The organism is Aequorivita vladivostokensis (assembly GCF_000952855.1).
Classification (GTDB): Bacteria; Bacteroidota; Bacteroidia; order Flavobacteriales; family Flavobacteriaceae; genus Aequorivita; species Aequorivita vladivostokensis.
Genome location: NZ_JSVU01000001.1, coordinates 310,021 through 335,637, shown reverse-complemented (window position 1 = coordinate 335,637; position 25,617 = coordinate 310,021). Strand labels below are relative to the sequence as shown.

Below are 25,617 nucleotides of genomic sequence, written 5' to 3'. Positions count from 1 at the left end.
ACTATGTCTGAATATCACTTTGTAGAAAAACCTTTTTTAGACCAATTACAACAATTGGGATGGAAAATTATAGATCAAGGCTTTGGAATACCCAAAGACCCTTCAAAGAGCCATAGAACATCTTTCAGAGAGGTGGTTTTAAAAGAGCTCTTTTTACAAAGTGTTCGTTCTATCAATGTTACTGAAAATGGGGAAGAGTGGCTCACTAACCGACAACTAGAGGATTTATTTGATGAGATTACAAAACATTCATCTAACGACCTTTTAGAGGCCAATAAAGAAGTTTACGAACTACTTGTTACTGGAACAAACGTAGATAAAAATGAAATAACTGGAGAAGAATTCGCAAAAGTTAAATTCATTGATTTTGACCAACCATCACAAAATGACTTTGTAGCAATTAATCAATTTAGAATCGACACCCCAGGAACACCGAAAGGGTTTATCATTCCTGACCTTGTTCTTTTTGTTAATGGCCTACCTTTAGTTGTTGTGGAATGTAAAGACCAGAATGAATATACAGCCAATCCCTTAACCGAAGCCTATAAGCAACTTAGAAGATATAGCAATCAACGTATTGAAACCCAAGAAGCAGGTTTAAAAGAAGGCGAGGAAAAGTTATTCCACTTCAATCAGTTATGTATTGCGAGCTACGGAGAAAACGCCACCTACGGTTCAATCTCATCAACTGATCAATATTACCTAAACTGGAAAGATATATATCCTGAAACCCTTAAAAACTATACTCCGCCATTAGGAAAGGAGCGAATGCAGGAGCGGCTCATTCAAGGAATGCTATCACCTGAGAATTTACTGGACATCATACAAAACTTCATTCTTTTTATGGAAGTAGGAGAAGGTAAAGAGGTGAAAATTATAAGTCGTTACCAACAATTTAGAGCTGTTCAAAAAATAAAAGAACGGTTGCTTACAGGTAAAACCCCTAAAGAACGATCAGGGGTAATTTGGCATACACAAGGTTCAGGGAAATCACTCACAATGGTCTTTCTTATTAAAAAAATAAGAACGGTTCCAGCACTTAGTGATTATAAGGTTATTATCATTAATGACAGGACAGACCTTGAAGAACAGCTAGGAAATACCGCAAGATATACCGATGAAAAGGTAGATTACGTTAATAATATTGATGAATTAAAACCTAAACTTTCTACTGAAAATTCAAACACCACGATGGTGATGTTACAGAAATTTCAAGAACGTGATAATTCTCAAATGCCAAATTATGTTTTAGGTAAGGTTGCAGAGCCTATTCCAACCTACAAAGAGTTTGGAGTCGTAAATAATTCCGATAGAATTTTAATCTTGCAGGATGAAAGTCATAGAACTGTTAATTCTGATCTTGGCGATAATATGTTCGCTGCATTTCCTCATTCTACGAAAATAGCCTTTACTGGAACACCCTTAATTACTGAAAGGCATAAAACCAAAACTGTAGATCGTTTTGGAGAATACATTGATAAATACAAATTACAGGATGCTGTTGATGATGGTGCTACAGTTCAAATCTTATACGAAGGAAAGACGGCAGATACTGCTCTTAACGAAAAGTCAGTTTTTGATAAAAAATTTGAAGACCTTTTCAAAGAAAGAACCGAAGAAGAGTTATTAGCCATAAAAAAGAAATATGGAACCTATGGCGATATTCTAGAAGCCGAAGAACGAATAAAAGTAATAGCCGAAGATATGGTACATCACTATGTAACCAACATTCTTCCAAATAACTTTAAAGCTCAAGTTGTATGCTCTTCAAAACTTGCCGCAGTTCGCTATAAAAAATATATCGATATAGCACTTGAAAAAGTCATTCAAGAAAAAGAAATTGATGACGATTATGAACCAAATTTATTACGGAAGCTTAAATTCCTTAAGTCCGCAGTTATCGTTTCTAGTGATGACACTAATGAAGATGCAGTAATTACTCAAGCTCGAAAAGAGGCAAAGGCAATGAACGCCGTAGATAATTTTAAAAAGAAAATTAACTATGAAGAACCAAATTCTGGAGTCGCTTTTCTTGTTGTTTGCGATATGCTTCTAACAGGTTTTGATGCACCAATCGAACAAATTATGTATCTGGATAAAAAGTTGAAAGAACATAATTTATTACAGGCAATAGCACGGGTTAATCGAATATATCCTGATAAAAATCGTGGATATATTGTAGATTATATTGGGCTTGCCAATAACCTTAAAGACGCACTTTCCATTTATGGCGGTGAAGCTTTTGAGGAAGTTATGCAGGGAATGAAAGATATAGAATCTGAAGTTCCTATTCTTGAGCATAGATATAGAAGACTGCTTCAATTATTTAGCGACAATAACGTCAAGCACATTGAGGAATTTGTAAATCAGAAAATTAAAAATAAAGTTGAGGAATACAATGTATTAGAAAACGCCATTGACTTAATGGCGGATGTTAAGATAAGAGCGAATTTTACAACTTTTTATAAAACTTTCCAGGAAAGTATGGATGTTATACTTCCTAATGAAGCGGCCACCCCTTATAAAATCCCAACAAAAAGATTTGGGTATATTCTGAGTAAAATTAAAGAGCGATATAAAGATACTACCCTCGATATTTCAGGTGCAGGAAATAAGGTAAAACGGTTGGTTAATGAGCACTTAATTAGCTTGGGAATTAATCCAAAGATTCCACCAACTGAACTATTCTCTTCAAATTTTATAGAAGAACTTGAAAAGAATAAAAGCGTAAAAGCAAAGGCAAGCGAAATGGAGCACGCCACCCGAAAACACATTAAGATTAACTTAGCTGATGATCCAGTGTTTTATAAATCAATGAGCGAAAAGTTGGATACAATAATTCAATCTCATTGGGAAGATTGGGATGCTATTTTAGATAATTTAAAAGGCTTAAGAGAAGAATTAGAAGAAGGAAGAAAAGAAGGTTCAATTGAAGGCATTTCTGTCGAGGAAGCTCCTTTTTACGACCTAATAATTGATATTGCATATGGCAAGGATGCATCTTTGGAGATTATGCACCAACTAAAACCTCTAATTTCTGAAATACTTCCATTAATAAAAAAAGAAATCAAGATTAATCGTTTTTGGAAAAAGAAAGATGAAGTTGAAAAACTGCGTGGGCAAATTGAAGACATCATTTTAGTTCTTGCAGGAGAACTTAACCTCACCCCTGTTATAAACAAAACAGATAAAATTGTTTCAGAAATTTTAGCACTGGCAAAGAAAAGACATCAAACTTTAAGTAATGACAACTCATAAATACAAAGACATAGAATACTCCCTTAAAAAGAGTAAGAGAAAAACATCCAGCATATACATTGAGCGAGATGGTAGTATTTCTGTGCTCGTACCATCTGAATTACAACAAGATGAAATTGAGAATATTTTGGAGAGAAAAAGATTCCGAATCTATAGTCATTTAGCTGAATGGGAAGATGCTAACACTTCTAGGGTATATCGTGAATTTGTAAGCGGCGAAGGTTTCTTCTATCTTGGTAGAACCTATAAGTTAGAGATTGTTGAAAAGCAAGAGTCCGCACTGAAATTAAAAAATGGTCAGTTTTTATTGAGAAGGAAAGACCTCTCTAACGCAAAAGAATTATTCATAAATTTCTACAAAGAGAAAGGAAGAAAAAAAATCAATGAAAGAGTTGATTATTGGAAGAAGCTATTAAATGTTGAACCAAATGACATAAAGATAATGGAATTGCAAAACCGATGGGGTTCTTGTTCTGAAAAAAGAAATGTAAATTTTCATTGGAAAACCATTATGGCACCTTTAACAATTTTAGATTATATAGTTGCACACGAATTAACTCACCTTATCCATCCAAATCATTCTGAAGCTTTTTGGAATGAGCTCGATAAAGTTATGCCAGACTATCTTCACCGAAAATCTTGGCTTAACATCCACGGAGCAGGAATGGATTTATAAAAACACTCTGCCTAAAAAGGCAGAGTGTTATCAGGCACAAGAATATCCCCATTGTCAGCAAGAGAATAAAATCCTTCTCGGGTTATTATTATGTGGTCCACTAATTGAATGGAGAATATATTTCCGGCAATTTTAATTTTTTCCGTTAACGTTCTATCTGGCTTTGAGCTTGTAAGATTTCCACTTGGATGGTTATGGCACAATATAATCCCGCTGGCATTGGTTTTTAATGCAAGCTGAAAAATCTCCTTAACATTTACTACGACACCAGCCGTATCTCCCATACCTATTTGTGAAAAACCCAAAACCCGATTACTCTTGGTAAGTAATAGAACCCAAAAATATTCTTTAAAGTCAACAAGATCATAATCTATAAGTTCAGACAAAACCGTATGGGCATCGCAAGAATTTTTTATCACTGGCATCGTATCAAAGAGAGGACGTTTATACACAATCCCAACTTCATACATTTTTTTCGAATCTCTTTTTTTCGCTTCCATAACATCTCACGTTTAATAGATTCCAAAAGATTCAGCGAGATTGCGCGCCACCGTTTCAAAAGCAAACCAACTATACCAATTCATTAAATCTCCTTCGGGGTTTAAAGCTAAACCTGTAGAATCTTTATACTCTGAGCGCAGTGCTTCAATTTCATCGTAATGCTTCATAAAGAATTCGTGGGTATCGCAGTAATAAATGAGCATACTTATCATTCCGCTTACACATCCGTATTTCAGTAAATCATTAAAGAAGTCACAAATGTTATCAGAAGAATAAGCAAGAGCTTCTGCCGCAACTTGTTTTTGGATATTCTCATCCGTACTATTGGCCATTTCGGTGAGCCGTTTTTTTATTTCTGTAGTATTCATAGCTATTTATTTTTAAAGGTTTCATAGCCAGTATAGTTTTTGGAAGTTGCGGATTATAGTATTAAAAGATGGTCAAAAATAATCTTCGTAACATATCGTGGTTGCAGAAAAAGGCTTGCTTGGTTTTCCGTCAATCATTAGTTTGAGATAGATTTCATAATTAGGAAGGTTTACATAATCCCCAATGGAATAAATTGGCTGATATTCTTTGAAAAGTTCCTTCATCATATATTGCGCATCCCTCGCACCAAGACGGAAAGAAATAAGAGTTCCAACGTTTCCTAAAACAGCATTTTTGATGTCTATATCAAGCTGATCCAAATATTGATGAGCAAGTGTGAGGGTAACTTTGAACTTACGCAACTCTGATAACATATTTACCAAGGAAGGATTCACATAATTTTGAAACTCATCTAAATAAATATGAAAGGGAACACGCTCATTCTCTGAGGTATCAATCCTACTAAAAGAAGCTGATGTAATTGAAGAGAGCATTAATGAGCCTAAAAGGTAGGCACTGTCTGATCCAATTGCTCCTTTACTCAAATTTATCAATAAGATTTTCTTTCCATCCATTATCTTCCGAAGTGACAATGAATCTTTATTCTCCACCAACAATCTTCGTATGGCGGGATGGGCTAAGAACCCTCCTATCTTGTTATAAATTGGAACGAGATCGAATTTTGTGTATTGATAGAACTCTTTAGTCCAAAACTCTTTTACATCTTCATTTACAATATGTTTTATACATTCTTTTCGGTATTCTTTATCACGAATAATTCTTAGAATATCTGAGAAATTAGCGTTTTTTTGGTCAAGCAACGTCAACAAAATAAACCTTAGAATATGGCTCAATTTTGCACCCCACGATTTTGACGATGAAAGACGCTCAAAAGTTTCAAGAATACTGCTGGCTACCAAGGATCTTTTTTCATAGGAAACCCGTTTTAAAGGATTATATCCAATTGATAGATTTTGGTCGGGGACATTCAGAAATACAACATCACCTTTTCTCCCCTGCGGAAGGCGATGTTGTATTTCTTCAATTAAGTCTCCGTGAATATCAAAAAGACAAAATCCCCGATTAAAATGAATGTCTTGAAGAATTTTAGTTTTTAATAAGTTAGTTTTTCCAGCACCAGTCTTTCCAATAATGTAGGTGTGATAGGCTCTATCGGGCTGTTTAATGCCGAATAAATCTCTCTGGTCTCTGAAGTTTGTCTTGGCGAAGTAGGTAATTTCCGGGTTCATACAAGTAGTATGAAAAAATTAGATATTGGATATAGTATTTTTTTATTGCCTAAAGAAAATTTACCTTTATGGCTCTCCCCTGAGTTTGTTATTTTTATTACAATCAATTATTAGCACAATAATATTTTGTTTAACCAAACGGTATATTTTCTATACTAATGTATAATTAGATAAGTATGATTGAAAAAATCAAATCAATTAAAAATATTGCAGTTTTTAAAAATTTCAATTGGGACTCGGAAGTAAAAGATAAAGAAGGTAATATTAGAGATTTCAAAAAAATAAATATCATTTATGGAAGAAATTATTCTGGAAAAACAACTTTATCAAGAATTATTAGGGCATTAGAAACTGGTTATATTTCTGATAAATATGAAACCCCGGAGTGCTGTATTTCAATTTCAGGCAGTAATGATATTAGTCAAGAAAATTTTGATTCCCACAATAAAACAATTAGGGTGTTTAATGAAGATTTTATTAAAGAGAATTTAAAATTCATTTTTGACCCAGAAGAGAATATTCAACCTTTCGCAATCCTTGGAAGCGATAATGCAAAAATAGAAGCTGAAATTAAACTACTTAATGGTAAATTAGGATTAAATGAGGAGGATAATAAAACTGGTTTATTTCTTGAATTAGAAAATATAAAAAATGCTTATGGAACAGCCGTAAAAGTTCATAACACTGCCATTGACAGCTTGACTGGACAACTCAGCAATAAGGCAACTAATAACCCAAACGGAATAAAGTATCAATCTCAAAAGTTTGGAGATCAAAATTATACAATTACTAAACTCAAAGATGAGATTGCAATCGTAAAACAAGAAGATTTTAAACCTATTTCTGATGATGAAAAAATAAATTTAGAGACTATATTAAATGAGAAAGCAAAAGATATTATTCCAGGATTAACAGAATTAGTACTTAGTTTTAATACAATCACAAAAACCAGTAAAGATCTGATTACTCGAAAAATAGGACAATCTAACAAAATAGAGGATCTTCTTAAAAATGCAGTATTAAACCGATGGGTTAAAGAAGGTAAGGATCTTCATAAAAATAAGTTAGAAAAATGCGCATTTTGTGATAATGAAATTGGAGATGAAAGATGGAAAGAACTAGACAAGCATTTTGATGAAGAATCAGATAAGTTAGAATCTGAAATAATTGCGCATTTAAAAAAAATTGCTACTGAAGAAAGTCTAATTTCTTCAACGAGTGGAATAAAACGTGCCAGTTTTTATTCAAAATTTCATTCTGAAGTTGATGACCTAACAGCCTTATTCGACAAAGCTTTGAAAGATTATGAATCTTCCCTTAAATCTCTTAAAAGTCAACTTAACCAACGAAAAGAAGATATTTTAAATGAGAAAAAATTCGAAGAGGCAACAGATTGTTCTTCGCAAATAATTTCTCTACGAAGTCAATTTAACCAATTGCGTAATGATTCAAATGAATATTCAGAAAAACTTAGTTCTGAGCAAAAGAAGGCAAAAGATAATCTTCGTTTGCGAGAAATATATGACTTTATAGATTTAATTGAATATGATAAGCAGATGTCAAACATTGGTACTCTTAAGGTCTCACTAGATCAAGAGAAAAACAAGAAAAACGCAAAACAAAAAGAAGTTGATGATATTTTAATTGAAATTGCTAGTAAACAAAGAGAATTAAAAGATGAAAGCAAGGGGGCCGATAAAGTGAACGAATATTTAAATAATTATTTCGGGCACGATTTCCTTACACTTAAAGCAATTGAATTTGACGATGAAGAAACCGGAAATGTTCAATATAGATTTGAAGTACATCGGGATAATAAAAAAGCGTATCATCTGAGTTTAGGTGAAACGAGCCTTATTGCTTTTTGTTATTTTATGGCAAAGCTTCAAGATATTGATACTAAAACAAAGAAACCAATTATCTGGATTGACGACCCTATTTCAAGTCTTGACAGCAATCATATTTTCTTTATCTATTCATTAATTAATACCCAGATTTTTGGCGAGGAAGAATTTGAACAGTTGTTTATTTCAACACATAATCTAAATTTTTTAAAATATTTAAAAAGGTTACCTGGAGCTAGAGCAAAAACAAAATGTGAACAATTTACACTTGAACGTATTGACGACCATTCGACTATTGCTTTAATGCCAAGTTATATCTGGGAGTACGTCACTGAATTCAATTATCTTTTTAATCAGATATATAAATGTTCTACCATAGATAGGGTTGATGATAACAATTACACCACCTTTTACAATTTTGGTAATAACGCAAGAAAGTTTTTAGAAATATTCCTGTATTATAAATATCCTGATAGTTCAGACGATAGTACTAAGATGAAAAAGTTTTTTGGAGATGATGATATCCCTGCAGTTTTGACTGATAGGATAAATAACGAATATTCACATCTGAGCGGTGTTTTTGAGAGAGGAGCAACTATAGTAGAGGTTCCCGAAATGCACAAGGCAGCAAAGCTGATATTAGAAAAAATCAAGAAAGACACAGATCAATATGAATCTTTGTTAAAAAGCATTGGAGTTGAATTAATTACAGAAGAAGAATAAATATGTCATTAATAATTCCATCTGATTCTTACTTAAAACATCCACCGACATTCATAAATCCTCAATTGGTATTGATTTTAAATGCTATCAGATATAGTGTCGAAATATGTGAGATATCTTATATAAGGTTATGCAGAGCATTATCAGATTTAACAGAAAACCCAAATGTTGAAGAATATGCATTTCCTGAAATTTATTTAGAATCGTGGTCCATTGTTAATAATGCTGTAATTTTCAGAAACATTTTGGAAAAGCATTTCGAAATTGATCTTAGGAATAAATTATTTGTTGAAATAAATAAAGCAAAAGAGCTTCGAAACACATATCAACATATTGACGAACGAATAACTGAAATTTTTCTCAAAGAAGACCTCCCAATTTTTGGTTCTGTATCTTGGTTCAAGAGATACCCCGAATCGGACAAAGCTATATTTTGTTCAATCTATTCTGGCTCTTTTACAAATAAACAAATGCAAAATGTAAAATTTTCAAACGTTATAGATGAAAATTTAAATAACGAAATTCAAAAAATAGAACTCTCAAGTATTGTTAGGATTCAGAGCAAAAACGGTAAAAAAGAGTTTCAGAAATCAATAGTTCATTTATCAACTCTTATATATGATTTAAGCGAAATAATAAATTATATAGACACAGATATGAAGTTGTATTATAAAAACCTAGATTCAACCGAACGTCACCTTTCAGATTTCATAATCAAATTAAAAGGTAGACAAACATAGTTTGCTATAAAAATTCATCTTAAATGGTCAGTTTGGCAAGTTCTTTTAACTTCCTATTCCGCCCGCATTAACTCCAAAGTATTGGAGTGACCCAAAAACCCTATATAGCATTATAGGGTTTTTATCTTCTTAAATATGTATATAATTAAATTATGAAAAAAGTTCAAAAAATTATATTAGGGATACTAGCGTGTGTATTATTTTCATCTTCAGCAAATGCAGCTTTTATTATTGGGTGTGGAGTTGTGTCAGATTATGATAGTGCTTATTCTTGTGAAGAAAATAAAACTCACACACAAAGAAAAAGTGTTCTATCACAATATTCACAATTCTTTAATGAAGTTGGGGCGAATTTATCTATTGAAACTAGTGAATACGAATATAAAAAATGGCTAAAAGAATTAATTGAAGCAAAAGTAGATTATGAAGAAGAACAAAAAGCAGACAGGGAACACGAAGAAGAATTAACAAAAGAAGAAGAGGCTGAAATAATCCGTAAAGAACAAGAACTTAATGAAAGAATCTTGGAACTTGAAAACAAAGTCAATGAATTAGAATCTCAAAAAATAACAAGTAATAAAAAGTCTGAATCTGCATACGTTAAACCAGTTATGAGAGAAATAGTGACACAAAAAAATGAAGTTGTGATTCTTGAAGAAGATAAAATTCAGCTAACCAAACAAGAAAGTGTTGTAATCCCAGAACCTATTTTGATGGATAGTCAGGATACTGGAACAGTACTTCCTAAAAAAATAAGCTGGTTCAAAAAAATTATTAATTGGTTTAGATTAAAATAGTAAAAGGAATATACAAATATTTATGATAAAAATAATTCAATAGTTTTATCTTCTGAAATTCCAGAAAAAAGTATCTGTGTAACCCGAGTGCTTTTATATTTAAATTAAGTTAAAATTAGGCAATGGAATTACCAAAAAAAATAATTAAATTAAGGGATCTTTTCAATACTGTTTTATACAAAAGTGATGTATATATATCTGTTGATTTAAACCCCGATGAATATAAACATTACAATTTTGTATTTCATTATAGTAACTCGGAATATGAGATGAAAATTAAAATATCCCAAGATGAAGATCTAGAAAAGATAGTTTTACATTCTTTGATTGGACTTAAGCATAAATATAAATATATGAGGGCGTTTTCTTCGTCATTCTATTCATCACTAGAGACTTGTCAGAAAAATTGGGAACAAAAAAATAAAGAAGAGAAAAAAATTCTACCTAGAAAAATACTTGAACAACATATAAATAAAGTGAAAGAAGGAGAAAGAGACCTTGCTAGAAAAATAGAACAACTCGAAAAACAAGAGAATGCCGGTAAAAGAAACAATAATTCACAAAAACCTTCTTTTGATAGTAAAGATATATTAATTTGGTTAGCTGTAATTGGTTTCTGGGTCTTTATTTTCTCTGGAGTAATTTGGCCTGATAAAAAAAATTATTCCAACGGAAGAACCCTAGATTGCAGTAAACCAGAAAACTCATATCAGTGTGATCTTTTAGAACAAAAAATTTATGAATCTGAAATTCAGGATTCACAATTTAACCGCTTACCTTATTAAAACTATTTTTTTATACAAGAAGTAAATAAAAAACTATATTTTCGATATAGTTTTTTATCTTATGTCTTCGAATTTTAAACCCAGGGTATTTTCTACAAACACTATGTACTTAACAATAGCTTTTTCAAGTACACTATTCTTGTTATCACACTAAAGCTTCATTACTTATTTAATATAAAATAATATGGACTTAGATATTGAAGGTATGCGTCTTACTGAAAAAGAACTCCTGAACCAATTTTTCCGAAATTTATTTTAACTATCTGATATAGAATTGTTTAAAATAGGATTCAAACCAATAGACTACTTGTCATTTTGGCAAGTTCTTTTTAACTTCCTACTCCGCCAGCCGATTGAGGCATCTACTATGAAGGAATTTAGCTAGTGCACTAGGGCCTATATATGACTAGATTTTGATAGTTTGTTTTAATCTTAAACCTACTATTGTGAATTTGTGTCACCTATTGTTAAAACTGAATTAGCCTTTCTCCATAAGATATATCTTTCAGAATGTGAATTTTCAAAGAGTTTGAGTAAGGAGACTATAAAAAGCTATAATGAAGTTTTTAATACATTTTTAAAGATTTTACCTGAGGTCATTTTTGTAACAGATGTTACTCCTCAAGTATTTAGCATATTTTTTAAAAGACTTAGTACGAGAAAAAGAGTAGTTGGAAAAGATAAAATAAAAGTAGGAGTAAGTATGTCTACTATTGCCACTTATTACAATAAACTTATAGTATTCATTAGATGGCTTGAAAACAATAATTATCTAGAAAAATACGCAGTATCTAATAAAATTGTAAAGCCATTAAATCCAAGCTATGAAGATGAAAAGGCACTGAGTGAGATGGATATAACCAAAATCACTTCTACCATTTTAGTTAACACCATTAACAACAGATTTCTTTGTGTTCGTGATTTGGCTATTTTAAACTTATTTATCTACACAGGTATTCGAAAGGGTGAACTTTTAGCTCTTCGGGTGAAAGATATTGATTTTGAGAAACGTTTGATTTTTATAAGAGGAGTAACCTCAAAATCAAAAAGGAGCCGATACATACCGATACATTCTGACTTATTAACTAGCTTAAAGAATTATTTAAAGGAAAGAAAAAATCTCAACTTCACTTCAGAATATTTAGTTGTATCAACTAAAGACGATAAGAATTTAACTACTCACGGTTTAAAATTTTGGGTGTCAAAATATGTACGGCTTTCCGGAATAAAATTTCACGCTCATCAGTTTCGTCATACTTTTGCTTGTAGTATGGCTAAAAATAATGCTGATATTACAAGTATAATGAGAGTTTTGGGTCATTCATCTTTCAAAATGACGGAGAGATACCTTAGGTCGATACGATCAGAAGACTCACGGATGTATATTGATAAAATCTCGTTTTGATGTACCGATCAAATAAGGTATAATTTTGTTGTCGACATTTATTCAAATTTAACCTGTATTGAATGTCGTAATCATAAGAGAAAAGTGGTTCCTGACGGGCTAGTAAAAAATAAGGTTAAAAGACACCTCATAATTTGTTGAAACCTTTATAAAATAAGGCTTGAGAGCCAAATAAGCCTCTATACAAACCTTGCACTGACGAGGTGGCAGGTTCGAGTCCTGTCAGGTCCACCAATTCCCCTTATAATTTTTCATTTTAGAAAGATTAAGGGGTTAAAAAAGTCCAATCTACTACCACATCTGAAAAAGATGTGGCGATAGGTTAAAACAAAATTCCTCTTGTAATTACGATAGATCAATACTTCAAAGTATATGTCTTATCAATTATTACTGGAGGAATTTTGTCATTATTCAGAGTACATAAAGGGTGTTTCAGAGCAAACGAATAAAAGATATAGAGAAAAGATAGCCTTCTTTTTCAAATACTCCAATATCACCGAGATGGATGAAATCTCAGAAAAATTAGTTCAAGAATTCTTTATGAGAGGGCGTTTGGAAAGACATTGGAAACCAAACACGTATCACACCTATTTTATGACTCTCATAGTTTTTTTTCGATGGTGCGTAAAGCATAAGCATCTAGATAAAAATTATGCTGACGAGATAGAGCTTCCTAAATTAGAAAAGAGTTTGCCAAACAAACTGACTAAGCAGGATGCAATGAAATTACTCGAACTGGCATACAATTACCCTTACACCCAAAAGAATCTTAGATATAGAAATCACGCAATTTTTTCGTTATTTCTATTTGCGGGATTGCGCAAGAGTGAGCTGCTAAATATTAAATATGCAGATATCGACGTTGATAACCTTACTATCTTCGTTCGCCAGGGAAAAGGAAACAAAGATAGGATTATCCCTATGACCTTTACTTTGGCCAAAACATTAAAACGCTATATTACAGTACGTCAAAAACAAAAGAAAACTTGTACAAAATTTTTTGCTTGTTCTAATAGAAATAGAGGTTTGAGCGACTCCGGACTTAAGGAAATAGTCTTAAAACTTAGAAAAGCAATTGGAATACATTTTACGATCCATCAACTTAGACATACCTTTGCTACTCTTATGCTAGAAGGAGGATGCGATATATACTCTTTATCTAAAATGATGGGGCATAGTGATATTAAAACTACAACTATCTATCTCTCCGCAAGCGCTGAACATTTAAGATCTCAAGTAGTAAAGCACCCTATGAATATAGAGTATCCTTCAAATGACAAAGAAAGAATACTTTGCTAGGCCTTTCTTGAGGAGTATGTTGCAGTTATGTACTATCGAAAATCTACTCAAGTTCCCAATCAACTCTTCGATATATATCTCAAAACACTTTCAGTTAAAGAACTGAAGGTGCTTTTAATTGTGATACGTCAAACGTTAGGATGGGTAGATTCAAAAGGACAAAGAAAACAGAGGGATTGGATGAGCCAAAAATTCTTATCAAATAAAACTGGGCTATCGCGAAAATCCATTTCGCAAGCTATAGAAATGCTTGTTTCCAAACAGCTAATAGTTGCTACAACTGAAGACAAAAGAGAGCTTAGATACCCAAGTGATAGAAAAGGGCAGGAAAAGGTGTTTTACGGGCTCACAGGGAGCCTTATTACATTATTACCTAAGCCTTATTACAAAAATACACAAGACCCTAGTACAAAAGGTAACACTACAAAACTAACTTATACAAAACTAAGACAACAGGAAGCCAGATTTAACGAAAGCTCTGTAAATAATGTGAAAAAGTTGGACGAAATAATACAAAAAAGAATGTGGGAATAGAAAATCAAATTAGAATTTAGATAAATCCCAGCATCACTAAATAAAAAGCAAGCTTAAAGCTTGCTTGAATTATCAAAAAATATTTACAACCATCCACTTTTAATCCCCTTAAAATTTCCAGTAAGGTGTCGAAATATGCCATATTGACTTTTTTTCGATAGTATCTCATTTTGATAAGATTCTTTTATAATACTAAAGGCGTTGATTGAAGTAACAATCAACGCCAATAGTTATATGAATAAAAAAATTAATTCCCTGGCCTTGCATAGAACAAGAGCCAACATATCATTAAACGATGTTGCATATTTACTGAACATCGATACGAGCAATCTCTCAAGAATTGAGAAGGGGATTCGAAAACCCAATGTGAGAATTATTCTTTTGTATCACATCCTCTTTGATGCACCCTTAATCAATTTATTCGGTGAACAGTTTAACACGCTCAAAGAAAAACTAATAGGACGAAGCCGTAAACTCATTGCCCAATTAGAAACAGAGCAACCACCAAAGAGTAAAAATAGAATAGCATATATGAATAGATTTGTCAAGTATCTAAACGAATCAGTTTATGACGAATAAAAAACTTGATGAAGAATTCGAAAAAATATTGTCTGTCTATCCAAATTCCAAAGGATACGCCTATGTCCTTATGGAAGGCCCCACTATAGTTATAGAAAAGAAAATGGTTAGTATTAGTCCAGTCGATAACACGAGAATACTAAAGGACATTACTGATCTATTAAAAACTCATACCCCAGAGGCACTCATACTTGAAGATATGAGTTGCAAATTCTCAAGAAAAGGTGGACGAGGTAAGCAACTCCTAAGAAGCTTATCCTTAAGTGCTAATCATCAAGGTATCTCTGTTTATTCCTATGCCCGTGAGGATATTCGGTTGGTTTTTGAAATTTGGAGAGCAAAGACGAAATACGAAATTGCGGAAGTGATTGCTAAAAACATTAAAGGTTTTGAAATGCTTTTATATCCAAAACCAAAATATCCAGATTCTCAGAAATATTTGACAGCACTATTTGATGCCGTTTCTTTAGGTATAACCCATTATTATAAGACTACCTAAACAATCTTTTGTTGTACCTATGTTGTACCCAGCAAAAAAGCCAAGAAGTATATTCTTGGCTTTTCCTTTGTTTACTAGTAGCGGGAACTGGACTCGAACCAGTGACCTTCGGGTTATGAGCCCGACGAGCTACCTACTGCTCTATCCCGCGATATGGACGGCAAAGATACGAAGCTTTTTAGAGTTTACAAGGAAGAAATACTAAATTTTTCAAAAATAAAAACCCTTTCATTTTTCGATGCCTTTCTTTACTTATATTTAAAAGATGAAAAAGAACTATAGAAAAATTATTTACGGCATTCTGGCATTGTGTGCGGTTTTCCTGATAGGAACAATAGCAGCCAATTTAATTGTTAAAAATAAGGTTGAGGATTTTATAAAGAACCGATTGCCGCAAAATATGACCAGAGCCTATGATGAAATTTCCGTAGAAACTTTTGGAGGCTCACTCTCCATCACCAATGCCTCACTTATCATTAAAAACAAAAAGAATGAGGCGCAACATACGTTTGTAAACGTCGAAAAACTTAAAATTTTCGATGTAAGCTATTGGGATTATTTAATCCACGGTGAAATACATATAGAAAACATCACCCTCGAAAATCCGACGATAGCTTATTACCAAGACCGGGTCCAAAAAATCGAAGACAGCACGGATGGCGGTCTTATTTCAATTTACAAGCCAATTATAATCGACAATCTGAAAATAAACCATACCAAACTGGCCATTTTTGAAAAAGGGCAGGATTCCACAAAACTCTATACCAAAGGCCTTTCCGTGGAAATTAATGGTATTAAAATAGACAACAACACCATTGCCCGAAAAATACCGCTTGATTATAAAAACTACGAGGCCAAGAGCGATACGCTTTTCGTAAAGGTAAGCGCATTTGAGAATCTGACCGTACAGGATTTTTCCATCCAAAACCGCACTGCCAATTTTAAAAATTTAGAGCTAAAAACAAAGTATTCAAAACAGGAATTGTCAAAACTGATTTCGAAAGAGCGCGATCATTATGACCTTTCAGTACCATCGCTGTCGGTAGAAGGAATTGATTTTGGTTTTAAGCAAAATCGTTTTTATGCAAAAAGTAAAAAGGTTTCCCTAACCGAACCTTCACTGGAACTATTTCGGGATAAACTGGTGGCCGATGAGACCAAGACAAAGCCTTTGTACAGCAAAATGCTTCGGGAGCTTCCATTCGCGCTCACTGTGGATTCCCTTAAAATATCGGACGCGAAAATAGTTTATGAAGAACGTCAAAATGCAGAAAACATGGGCGGCTCCATCAATTTTGAAAACTTAAACGCTGCCATGGCCCACGTAAGCAATACCTACGAGAGCCCAACGAAGACGGAGATAAAGATCAATGCCAACTTTATGGAAAAAACCCCCATCTCGGTGAACTGGAGTTTTGATGTTCAAAATAAGAACGACCAATTTCTTTTCAGTGCCGACGTGGGTCACTTGGTAGCGGACAGATTAAACAGTTTTACGCAACCCAATTTAAATGTAAAACTTCAGGGCAGTACCAATCAAACATATTTTACTATAGATGGAAATAACGATACCTCAAACATCACCATGAAAGTCAATTATTCTGACTTCAAGGTTACGCTGCTACAAAAAGAAGGTGAAAAAAATAATTTTCTCTCTGCCATTGCAAATATCTTTATTTCAAAAAACAGCAAAAAGAAAGATGAATATTATAAAGAAGGCACTGCTGAGGCAACTCGCAATAAGAACAAGTCTGTTTTTAATTATCTGTGGATTAATGTGAAAAACGCGCTACAGAAAATCCTGCTTTAGCTCAGTGGCTTATCCACTGGATAGCCTCCAATCTTTGCTGGGTACTGTACAAGCGAATCTCGGCGTTTACAAACAACCTTTCAATAGAACTGAAAAGCTGTAACCATTTCCGATCTGTAACCACCGCTACTTTATCAAACCGGTTTCCTGTTTTTACCTTAAAGGGAATACTTTTTAGCACGGCTTTTAAGGAAATTTCCGCATTGGACGTGTCTTCTATATAAAAACTTACGCTGCTAAAAACCTCTAGTCTATCAAGTATTTCATTTTGAACCTTATCAATGGAGTCTTCGGTATAAGGGCCGTCAATAATAAATCCAATGATATTGTCTGCAAGACTAAATGAGGAGAGCATAGGGAGTTGTTGGTTGGTTTGTCTCCCGAAAATTAAAAAATTAAAACTTATTGCCCAATACTATTCGCTGAAAAGCCAATAAGTTCGCCATCCTGAAAGGTTACTTCAAGTTCTACGGGGTTGCAGCACACCTCACAATCCTCGATATACTTTTGGTGCCGAACGGAAGTATCCAGCAACATCGATATTTCTTCCCAACAGTGCGGGCATTGAAAAAAACATTCTAACATAGTGGACAGTTTTTAGCCGGTAGAAATAATACTCTTATAGTTTATTTCAAGAGATCATTTTCGCCCAGTTCCTTTTCCAGCGCTTCTTTTACAAATTTATATCCTGCATTTTTAGCATAAAAGAAATTGGCCAAAAAAGAAAGAAATTTATTCTTCAGCAAATGTTTCACAATCAACCCAATCCTATCCTTCATTTTGGCTTTGTAGCGATCCTCAAACTCCGAGAAGGATAATTTTGGGTACGGCAGATCCTGAATTTCAGCATCATTTCCGTATTTTTCTTTATCCACTTGATTATCAAAGTTCCGCAGAACGCGCATATCTGGGATAATAGGAAAAAACTTATCGCCGTTCGGGTCCATTGCCGGAACCGAAAATTGAAACCTGTCCTTAATGGCATTGTTTGGAACTATGCTAAGCCGCTTTTCTATATCTTCGGAAGCTACCGCAAAATAATAGCGTAAAAAAACCTGACAATTCTTTCTGCCCAACTGAAAATCGTGCTCCCGAAAATCACGACTTAAAAAGCCCGCAAAACCACCGATGGGAGCTGCGGCCAAATCATTCTTGGGACGGACCCATTTGCCGTTTTTTTCAATTTTACGAACGGGCTCTATCAAAAATTTGGTACGATCCGTCATATCCAATGCTTCCAAGATTCCATCCTGGTTGAACATCACCTGATTGCGAAGTGCCTTAAAAAGTCCGCCGGCTATGCTCATGATTCCGCTACCGCTTTCGGCCACGTCGTGGTCCTTATTGGGAAACGGGTCTATCATGATAACGCCATATTTGCAGGCCTCAATACTTTTGGGGTTCTTTTCTTTTAAGACTTTCAGCCCAATTCCGTAGGGCTCGTTATTGATAACCCCGCCATCTACCGAATTAAACTTATAAATATTGCCTTCGGGCAACAGCGGCTCAATACCCTTCGATTTGTTAAATAAATATTTCGGATACCTTTTTATGTATTCGGCTGAAATTGCAACCTCCCGCGACCTTAAACCTATGGGAAAGGCGGCCGTGCTCAAAGTGGCATCCTTCAAATATTGCAGGTGTTTGGTATTTGACAGGTCGAGCACATAATACAATTCGTCCTCCTTTTCGGGAATTCCTACAGGAAACTTATTGTTTTTCAACTTATATCTGAAAAATCCTCCGTGGTTGGTAATCACCGTTCCTTTGGAAGTATCTCGGCCGCTATCGTCGAAGTTTACCATAAAATTAATGCCCCGCAGATTGGTAGTCGTCAAAATTACGTCCAAACTATCGGAGGCATATTTTGGAATTTCGCGCTGTTCGCGGACTGATAGTGCCTCATCGGCAATTACATCGATGGCTTGGGTGTTCAATAGGGAACGCACTTCGCCGTATTCCTTTAAATCATTATTGTTCAGCAGTTTATCCACCGTACTGTTTTGGGGAGTATTGCCCATATCTACCCAACTTTTGTAGAAAATATTATTGGTCCCGGTCGGATTGTCTTTGTTGAAACTTTTGAAATGCTTATCGGCCAAAGCCATAAAAGTTAGCGACCCCGAAATACCCCCAGCCGAGGAGCCGCTTATAACGTCAATCTCCACTTGGTGCATTGGAATGGAATGGTCATAATCGGGATGGTTGATGCCTCTACTTCGGTTTATAACTTTTGCCTTTTCCCAAAGTTCGAGCGTTTCAATTAAATAGTCCAAAACGCCGGCCGTATAAGCCCCCGCGGAAACGGCGCCCGCCATGGTGATGCATAATTTGAAGGTATTTTCGTTTTCCATAAGCCCCACGATTAATTTTAACTTGTTTAAAAAGAACAAGTTAAGACAAATAATCGAAAGAACTTATAGGATTTTCCCTGTTTTTAGGATAGGGATTCCACTGTTTCCTGAAGTACTTCCCACTCTTCCATCAGCTTTTTGAGCTTCTTTTTCTTTTCTTGGTACTTGTCAAAAAAGTGGGGTTTCGCGATGGTTTCCTCGTAATTGATAAGCAGTTCGGTGTCAATATTGGCTATCTCTTTTTCCAGGGCAGCAATGGAGGCCTCCACATTGCTCAATTTATTTTTTGCAGATTTCAGTTTTTTCTGAATTTCATACTCCTCGCCTGCGCTTCGTTTTTCCTTTACCTCGGTAACAACCGTTCGTTTTTCGGCTTCGCGAAGATTTTGAAGGTTTCGCTGCTCCAGGAAATAATCAATATCGCCCAAATATTCTTTGATATGACGGTCCTTGAATTCATAAACTTTATTCGTCAATCCCTGTAGAAAATCACGATCGTGGGAGACCAAAATCAAGGTGCCCTCAAAACTTTTAAGCGCATCCTTCAACACGTTTTTAGACTTAATGTCGAGGTGGTTGGTAGGCTCATCCATCACCAAAACGTTGAAAGGCTGCAACAATAATTTCGCCAGTGCCAACCGGTTTCGCTCGCCCCCGCTCAGTACCCGGACGTATTTTTCCACTTCGTCGCCGCGGAAAAGGAAGGATCCCAAAATATCGCGAACTTTGCTACGGTTTTTTTCATTGGCCGCATCAATCATGGTATCGAGCACGGTCTTGCTTCCGTCCAGATAATCTGCCTGGTTTTGTGCGAAGTAGCCTATCTGCACGTTGTGGCCCAAAGTGAGCTTTCCCTGATAGGTTATTTCGCCAACAATGATTTTGGCCAAGGTAGATTTTCCCTGACCATTTTGACCCACAAAAGCTATTTTACTGTCGCGATCCACCAAAAGATTTACATTTTTAAGCACCTCTTTATCGCCATAGTTTTTGGAAATATTTTCGGCTTCCATCACAACTTTTCCCGGCGTGATGGAAACGGGAAAACGCAGCGTCATCACGCTATTGTCGTCTTCATCTACCTCAATACGGTCAATCTTGTCCAGCTTTTTTATGAGGGACTGTGCCATGGTAGCCTTGCTCGCCTTTGCGCGGAATTTATCAATGAGTTTCTCCGTCTGCTCGATCTGCTTTTGCTGGTTTTTCTGCGAAGCCAATTGCTGTTCCCGAAGTTCATTCCGCAGCACTAAATATTGGGAATAAGGTTTGTTAAAATCGTAAATTTTTCCAAGAGAAATTTCAATGGTACGGTTGGTCACGTTATCCAAGAACATTTTATCGTGGGAAACGATAACCACAGCGCCGGTGTAGCCTTTCAAAAATTCCTCCAACCAAAGAATGGATTCAATATCCAAGTGGTTTGTGGGCTCATCCAGTAGCAAAATATCATTATTTTGGAGCAACAGTTTTGCAAGCTCAATTCGCATACGCCATCCGCCCGAAAAGGTCTCGGTAAGCTTTGTAAAATCTTCCCTTTGGAAACCCAAACCTTGGAGGATCCGCTCGGTTTCGCCTTGGTAATTATAACCGCCGTGAATTTCGTATTGATGTTGAATTTCGTTCAAATCAACCATCAATTGGTGATAGCCATCGCTTTCATAATCGGTCCGCTCGGCTAATTGCTTATTTATTTCAGCAAGTTGCTTTTCAAGTTTTTTTATTTCGGTAAAGGCCTCGTATGATTCTTCCAGAACGGTTCTCCCTTTCTCAAAATCGATATCCTGTTTTAAAAAGCCTATGGAAATTTCCTTGTCGGTCGCTATTTGGCCGGTATCGTATTCCTGCTCCCCAGCAATTATTTTTAACAGCGTAGATTTGCCAGCGCCGTTCTTACCCACTAAACCTACCCGGTCGCCCGGCTTTAGCTGAAAAGTGATTTTTTCGAACAAATAGTCGCCTTGAAAGGAAACCGAAAGATTGTGGATATTTACCATTTATTAAATATGAATTCGAATTGATGAATTATGAATTTCCGCTGAAATTTCTGCAAAGATGCTTAATTTTGCGGTGCTAAAAAAACCGACAATGCAATTCCTTAAAGGCACCAAACTCTACAGCGTATTTACCGGCACCTGCCCCGTCTGCCATAAGGGGAAAATGTATGTGGACGCCAACCCTTATAAACTGTCGAAAGTCCTACAAATGCACGACAGATGCAGCCACTGCGATATAAAATTTAAAATGGAGCCATCCTTTTTTTACGGGGCAATGTATGTAAGCTATGCGGTGGGAGTGGCTCTTGCGGTTGCGGCATTTATAATCGCTTTCTTTTTTATAGGCTTGGACAAACACTATACATTTCTTGCAATTATTGGGGTTTTGGTAATCATGTTTCCTATAATTCTAAGAATATCGCGAAATATTTGGATCAATTTTTTTATGAAATACGACAAAGAAAAAGCGAAGGCCTAAGCAGTTTATTTCAACATTCTATTAATATCCATTTCCTTTGGAAGCGGTACATTGCGCTCCAGAGAATCAAAAAGCACCTCGGCCATCAGCGGCGCCATTAAAAATCCCCGGGAGCCCAAACCATTGAAAAAAACCACATTCGGGTTTTCTTTTAAATTTCCCATCAAAGGTCGATGATCTTTGGTCGTGGGCCTTACTCCCGCAGTTTGCCCTATCAGTTGGAAGGAACAGGTTATGAAGGTCTTTAATTTTGAAAGTATTTCTTCCTTTGCGTCCTCCGTTGTATTCAAACTATAATCATCGCGGCTATAGGTGGCGCCTACCTTATAATGGTCGTTTCCCAAAGGAATAACGTAAACCGGCCCCTTTAAAAACGTTGACAGATTAAGTTCGGGGGCGTGGATAATTACATATTCGCCCTTGTTGCCAATTATCGTGTGTTTTGGAAAAAACGGATTTTCAATGGCCTTTGCACCTTCGCAGAAGATTATCTTTTTTGCTGAAATGTTCTTGTAAACCACTCCGTTTTCATTTTGTTCAAAATGGTCAAATTGGAAATCTTCGAGAAGCAGTGCATCCTTTTTCTGAAGCATATTTCGGTATTTCGAAAGTAGAACATTGGTATGGATTTGGGCCGTTCCCAATACTTTTCCAAATCCGAATGGAGCGAGGACTGCGGGATTGCTATTCTTTATCACTTCCGAAGAAAGAAATTGCTGCAGTTCTCTTTTATCGCTCGCAACAGACCAATTGTTTTGTTCCTCCACACTTTTGAAAACCCTTAAAATTGGGGTTTCAATAAAAAACTCCTTTCCCAATTTATCGGAAAGTATCTTATAGAAATCAATCGCCACAGGAAAAAAAGCAGATGCATTCCAGGCCGCCGTAAAACGTTTAAGTACCGTTGGATTAAAAACACCGCCGGACTTTGCGGTAGCGCCATCCCGATTGCAATCTATCGCAACAAAGGACTTTCCCCGCTTTTGAAATTGCTCGCACATACTAATTCCAGCAATGCCCAAGCCTACGACTATATAATCTAATTGCTTCATAATAAATTTGAAATTTTAAACCTGTGTCTTATTGTTTATAACGATTCTGCAGCAGTTTGCAATGAGCTGAATAATATTACAAAACTAAAAACCCTTCAGTTTCCAAAATGGAACTTGAAGGGCTTTCTTCAAATTATGGTTTCATTAATCCATTAATAATTCCACAAATCTATTTCTATATTACGAATTTGCTCCTTGATTCTGTCAGATTCCAGCAATTGCATAAGGGCATTGTCATTGATGTAATCTTTTACATCCCTATCGCCTTGTACGTTGTCCTCTTTGTAAATCACCGCGTGGAAGCGCCTCGAATTCAGCAAATGGTCATAAGATATAGGTTGCGACGTATTCTTTCTATTGAATGCTTTGGCATTGTGCAATACTTCTCTCGCTCCCGGAAACCAAACCCAGAACAGTTCTACTTTGGAATCTATTCCATCTTCGGGAAAAGCCTTGGAACGGGCCTCGTTTGCGACGGGGCAAATACCTAACAATCGATATTTGAGTTCGCCTTGACGCTTGTCCAAATACCAATACCCGCGGATGTGCCATTCTTCAATATCACCTGCATTCAAGGAAAAACGACGTACAAATTGAGGATCTACAACGCCTTCGGCATTGTATTGTTCTATACCCAAATCAGTAGTATCGCTATAGACCAACGAAGCTTCAATATCCTGTAAGGTACGCTTTTCAGTAAAATAGGAATCAGCGTAAACATTTTCAATATTTCCATTTTTTATGTTTTTCACCAAAACATCATAAAGGGAACGTCTGTCTGAACCAATGTTGTTTGTATCTATAGGATAATAAAGTGGGAAGTTGACTCTTTCATCTAGATCGATTATTTCCCAAGTGGTTTTGGACCACAACACATCGCGCTCGTCGGTATAACCATAGGGCAATGGGGTATCATTGTCATAGGCAATTTGTGCTTCGGTCTTTTTACCTATATCTTCGGGAGTTTTGGCATTTAGAATATTTACCTGTGCAGCCCCACTGGCAGCCATTCCCAGGCCAAAAACACATAAAACAACATTTTTCAAATTCATATTATAGGGTTTTATACTCAATATTAGTTTGTCAATTCAATAATAACTGGAGAGGTTTTCTTAAGCATTACACCACTTCCAGAGACACTGGCGTTGATATCAAAAATTTGAACGGTCTCGCCTCTTCCAGCTCGTCTAAGCGCGCCTTTTGCAGCGGCATCCAACTTGGTTCCATTTACACGAACGGTTGGCTGTCCAGACACTTTGAAGCTAAATCCGGTAACGTTAAGATTTACATCAAAATCAAAATCTGGCAATACAGCAGATACGGAGGAAATTTCAAGACCTCCACGCTCCATTCTCACAATTCCAGTCTCTCCACGGATAGCACCTACTGGAGCAGGGATATCCTTTATACGGAATTCAGCTGGAGTTCTAACCCCTGTACCGTCGGGCAAGGTTCCGCTAGCCGTTATAGTTACAGTTCTACCAGCACCCGGGCGCATAACATATTTACTTCCGGAAACCTTAGAAAGCCCAGGAGCAGATGCATTCACCTTGTTGTCAGGAATACCAGGAATGGAAACCGTCATTGGGTTGTCCACCCCACGATACACCACGTTCATTTTATCTGCGGCGATTACGGCGGAGTTTGGTTTAGATATAGTTGAGAAACCAACATTTACTGGAATTTCCTTTTCTTCACCATTTTCAAGGAAGATAAGATTTCCTTCAATTTTGTGATCGCCAGGAGAACCGGCACTTATTTTCAACATTACCTTACCATTCTCAATTGCATACTGACCTTCTGATAGAGGTCTTCCATCCAACGTAAGTTCTACACGATTCGGTCTTGTATTTGGATCCTTACGTCCCAGAACAATTCCGCCATCGAACTCTTCACCTGCATAATATGCCGATTTAGAAGTTTCTAACAATGTATTATACTGTGTGAAAGATAGAGCAGCTGCTTGCTGTCCTGCCAACATATTTGAAAGAATTTCATTCTCGGTAGTTTTAACATCATTTTGTAATTGCGTCATTTTTGTTCTTGAAGCAACTAGTGGAAATCCTTCAAAATGATAGTTTAACCACGGCACTTCAACTCCATCACGACGTTTTACCGGTTGGGTTTCAAATTTTTTGGCAACATCTGCCGCTATACTCTGGTATCTCGGGTCATCGCCAATTACACCTAATACGCCTTCGCGATATTTGTCTATCTGTGCTACAAACTCTTGACCAGCTGGCGAAAGTTTATCGCCTTGGAAAAACTTTTGATCTAGATGGTCCGGTTTGTCTTGAACCTCATAATCCTGCGCATCTTCAGGTTTAACGGTACTCATCATATCGTTTTTAATACCTTCAATATAGGCATCAAACTCGTTAGAGATTGCGCTGATTCTGTCAGCTTTCTCTTTTACTGCCCCATATTGCTCAGGTTGTTCTGAAGCTTTGGTAGCAAGGCTTTCCATAAAAGCGGTATTTCTTGCTTCGGAAGCGTTATTGGATTCTGTTAATCGTTCGTTAAGTAGTCCAAAAGCAGATAATACTTCTTTGGACATATTAAGTGCAAGCATCGCGATGAAAACCAGATACATCAGGTTAATCATCTTCTGCCTTGGGGATAGTTTTCCTCCTGCCATTTTTATTCTTTTTTAAAGATTAATAATTAAGG

Annotated in this window: 23 protein-coding genes and 1 tRNA gene; 13 read left to right on the top strand and 11 right to left on the bottom strand. The window is 35.7% G+C overall.

Going from position 1 to position 25,617, the window contains the following annotated elements; genetic code table 11:
* The first annotated feature begins 3 nt into the window (after window positions 1-3).
* Both MB09_RS01485 and MB09_RS01480 read left to right on the top strand, forming a co-directional pair.
* Entirely contained in the window at window positions 4-3,258 is a 3,255-nt protein-coding gene (locus MB09_RS01485; protein WP_045079083.1) for a type I restriction endonuclease subunit R, read from the top strand.
* Window positions 3,245-3,934, top strand: a complete 690-nt coding sequence (locus MB09_RS01480) for a M48 family metallopeptidase (RefSeq protein ID WP_045079082.1) — start codon at window positions 3,245-3,247, stop codon at window positions 3,932-3,934. The genes MB09_RS01485 and MB09_RS01480 overlap by 14 nt, the downstream gene beginning before the upstream one ends.
* An 11-nt stretch (window positions 3,935-3,945) precedes the next feature.
* Here the strand turns inward: MB09_RS01480 and MB09_RS01475 are convergent, their stop codons facing one another.
* The 3 genes from MB09_RS01475 to MB09_RS01465 all read right to left on the bottom strand — a co-directional run bounded on the left by MB09_RS01475 (window position 3,946) and on the right by MB09_RS01465 (window position 6,054).
* Window positions 3,946-4,434 carry a JAB domain-containing protein gene (locus MB09_RS01475; protein ID WP_045079081.1) on the bottom strand — a complete coding sequence of 163 codons (489 nt, stop codon included), beginning with the start codon at window positions 4,432-4,434 and terminating at the stop codon, window positions 3,946-3,948.
* 12 nt (window positions 4,435-4,446) lie between these two features.
* Entirely contained in the window at window positions 4,447-4,803 is a 357-nt protein-coding gene (locus MB09_RS01470; RefSeq protein WP_045079080.1) for a DUF7222 domain-containing protein, read from the bottom strand.
* A 72-nt stretch (window positions 4,804-4,875) separates the two neighbouring features.
* Window positions 4,876-6,054, bottom strand: a complete 1,179-nt coding sequence (locus MB09_RS01465) for a type IV secretory system conjugative DNA transfer family protein (protein WP_045079079.1) — start codon at window positions 6,052-6,054, stop codon at window positions 4,876-4,878.
* Between the two features lie 176 nt (window positions 6,055-6,230).
* Here MB09_RS01465 and MB09_RS01460 point away from each other — a divergent pair, with 176 nt between their 5' ends.
* From MB09_RS01460 to MB09_RS01420, 9 genes are all read left to right on the top strand, one after another.
* The gene (locus tag MB09_RS01460) at window positions 6,231-8,621 is read left to right on the top strand and encodes an AAA family ATPase (protein ID WP_045079078.1); all 2,391 of its coding nucleotides are present in this window, start codon (window positions 6,231-6,233) and stop codon (window positions 8,619-8,621) included.
* Between the two features lie 2 nt (window positions 8,622-8,623).
* A complete protein-coding gene (locus tag MB09_RS01455; RefSeq protein WP_131459793.1) occupies window positions 8,624-9,361 on the top strand; it encodes a hypothetical protein in 738 nt (245 codons plus the stop codon).
* Between the two features lie 152 nt (window positions 9,362-9,513).
* The gene (locus MB09_RS01450) at window positions 9,514-10,158 is read left to right on the top strand and encodes a hypothetical protein (protein ID WP_045079076.1); all 645 of its coding nucleotides are present in this window, start codon (window positions 9,514-9,516) and stop codon (window positions 10,156-10,158) included.
* A gap of 122 nt (window positions 10,159-10,280) precedes the next feature.
* Complete coding sequence (locus tag MB09_RS01445) at window positions 10,281-10,943, top strand: hypothetical protein (protein ID WP_045079075.1); 663 nt, start codon at window positions 10,281-10,283, stop codon at window positions 10,941-10,943.
* A gap of 529 nt (window positions 10,944-11,472) precedes the next feature.
* On the top strand, window positions 11,473-12,348 hold the full coding sequence (locus MB09_RS01440; RefSeq protein WP_131459791.1) for a tyrosine-type recombinase/integrase: 876 nt from the start codon (window positions 11,473-11,475) through the stop codon (window positions 12,346-12,348).
* Between the two features lie 372 nt (window positions 12,349-12,720).
* On the top strand, window positions 12,721-13,647 hold the full coding sequence (locus tag MB09_RS01435) for a tyrosine-type recombinase/integrase (RefSeq protein ID WP_045079073.1): 927 nt from the start codon (window positions 12,721-12,723) through the stop codon (window positions 13,645-13,647).
* A 27-nt stretch (window positions 13,648-13,674) separates the two neighbouring features.
* Window positions 13,675-14,181 carry a replication protein gene (locus MB09_RS01430; RefSeq protein ID WP_045079072.1) on the top strand — a complete coding sequence of 169 codons (507 nt, stop codon included), beginning with the start codon at window positions 13,675-13,677 and terminating at the stop codon, window positions 14,179-14,181.
* A gap of 201 nt (window positions 14,182-14,382) precedes the next feature.
* Window positions 14,383-14,760, top strand: coding sequence for a helix-turn-helix domain-containing protein (locus tag MB09_RS01425; RefSeq protein WP_045079071.1), 378 nt, complete (start codon window positions 14,383-14,385; stop codon window positions 14,758-14,760).
* On the top strand, window positions 14,750-15,259 hold the full coding sequence (locus tag MB09_RS01420) for a hypothetical protein (protein WP_045079070.1): 510 nt from the start codon (window positions 14,750-14,752) through the stop codon (window positions 15,257-15,259). The genes MB09_RS01425 and MB09_RS01420 overlap by 11 nt, the downstream gene beginning before the upstream one ends.
* A gap of 78 nt (window positions 15,260-15,337) precedes the next feature.
* On the opposite strand, the gene MB09_RS01415 is transcribed toward MB09_RS01420, so the two are convergent.
* Window positions 15,338-15,410: transfer RNA gene (locus MB09_RS01415), tRNA-Met, on the bottom strand.
* 114 nt (window positions 15,411-15,524) lie between these two features.
* Here MB09_RS01415 and MB09_RS01410 point away from each other — a divergent pair.
* Window positions 15,525-17,069 (top strand): AsmA family protein, encoded by a 1,545-nt coding sequence (locus MB09_RS01410; RefSeq protein ID WP_045079069.1) that lies wholly within the window; start codon window positions 15,525-15,527, stop codon window positions 17,067-17,069.
* A 1-nt stretch (window position 17,070) separates the two neighbouring features.
* Here MB09_RS01410 and MB09_RS01405 read toward each other — a convergent pair whose 3' ends face one another.
* From MB09_RS01405 to MB09_RS01390, 4 genes are all read right to left on the bottom strand, one after another.
* Window positions 17,071-17,424 (bottom strand): SpoIIAA family protein, encoded by a 354-nt coding sequence (locus tag MB09_RS01405; protein WP_045079068.1) that lies wholly within the window; start codon window positions 17,422-17,424, stop codon window positions 17,071-17,073.
* A gap of 47 nt (window positions 17,425-17,471) precedes the next feature.
* Window positions 17,472-17,654 (bottom strand): CPXCG motif-containing cysteine-rich protein, encoded by a 183-nt coding sequence (locus MB09_RS01400; protein WP_045079067.1) that lies wholly within the window; start codon window positions 17,652-17,654, stop codon window positions 17,472-17,474.
* 41 nt (window positions 17,655-17,695) lie between these two features.
* Window positions 17,696-19,423 (bottom strand): patatin-like phospholipase family protein, encoded by a 1,728-nt coding sequence (locus MB09_RS01395; RefSeq protein ID WP_045079066.1) that lies wholly within the window; start codon window positions 19,421-19,423, stop codon window positions 17,696-17,698.
* An 83-nt stretch (window positions 19,424-19,506) separates the two neighbouring features.
* On the bottom strand, window positions 19,507-21,417 hold the full coding sequence (locus MB09_RS01390; RefSeq protein WP_045079065.1) for an ABC-F family ATP-binding cassette domain-containing protein: 1,911 nt from the start codon (window positions 21,415-21,417) through the stop codon (window positions 19,507-19,509).
* Between the two features lie 91 nt (window positions 21,418-21,508).
* Here MB09_RS01390 and MB09_RS01385 point away from each other — a divergent pair, with 91 nt between their 5' ends.
* Window positions 21,509-21,895: a DUF983 domain-containing protein gene (locus MB09_RS01385; protein ID WP_045079333.1), complete on the top strand. Its 387-nt coding sequence runs from the start codon at window positions 21,509-21,511 to the stop codon at window positions 21,893-21,895.
* Window positions 21,896-21,900: 5 nt separating this feature from the next.
* Here the strand turns inward: MB09_RS01385 and MB09_RS01380 are convergent, their stop codons facing one another.
* From MB09_RS01380 to porM, 3 genes are all read right to left on the bottom strand, one after another.
* The gene (locus MB09_RS01380; protein ID WP_045079064.1) at window positions 21,901-22,947 is read right to left on the bottom strand and encodes an NAD(P)/FAD-dependent oxidoreductase; all 1,047 of its coding nucleotides are present in this window, start codon (window positions 22,945-22,947) and stop codon (window positions 21,901-21,903) included.
* Between the two features lie 152 nt (window positions 22,948-23,099).
* Window positions 23,100-23,999: a type IX secretion system ring subunit PorN/GldN gene (porN, locus tag MB09_RS01375; protein ID WP_045079063.1), complete on the bottom strand. Its 900-nt coding sequence runs from the start codon at window positions 23,997-23,999 to the stop codon at window positions 23,100-23,102.
* Between the two features lie 23 nt (window positions 24,000-24,022).
* Complete coding sequence (porM, locus tag MB09_RS01370; RefSeq protein WP_045079062.1) at window positions 24,023-25,585, bottom strand: type IX secretion system motor protein PorM/GldM; 1,563 nt, start codon at window positions 25,583-25,585, stop codon at window positions 24,023-24,025.
* Window positions 25,586-25,617: the final 32 nt, after the last annotated feature.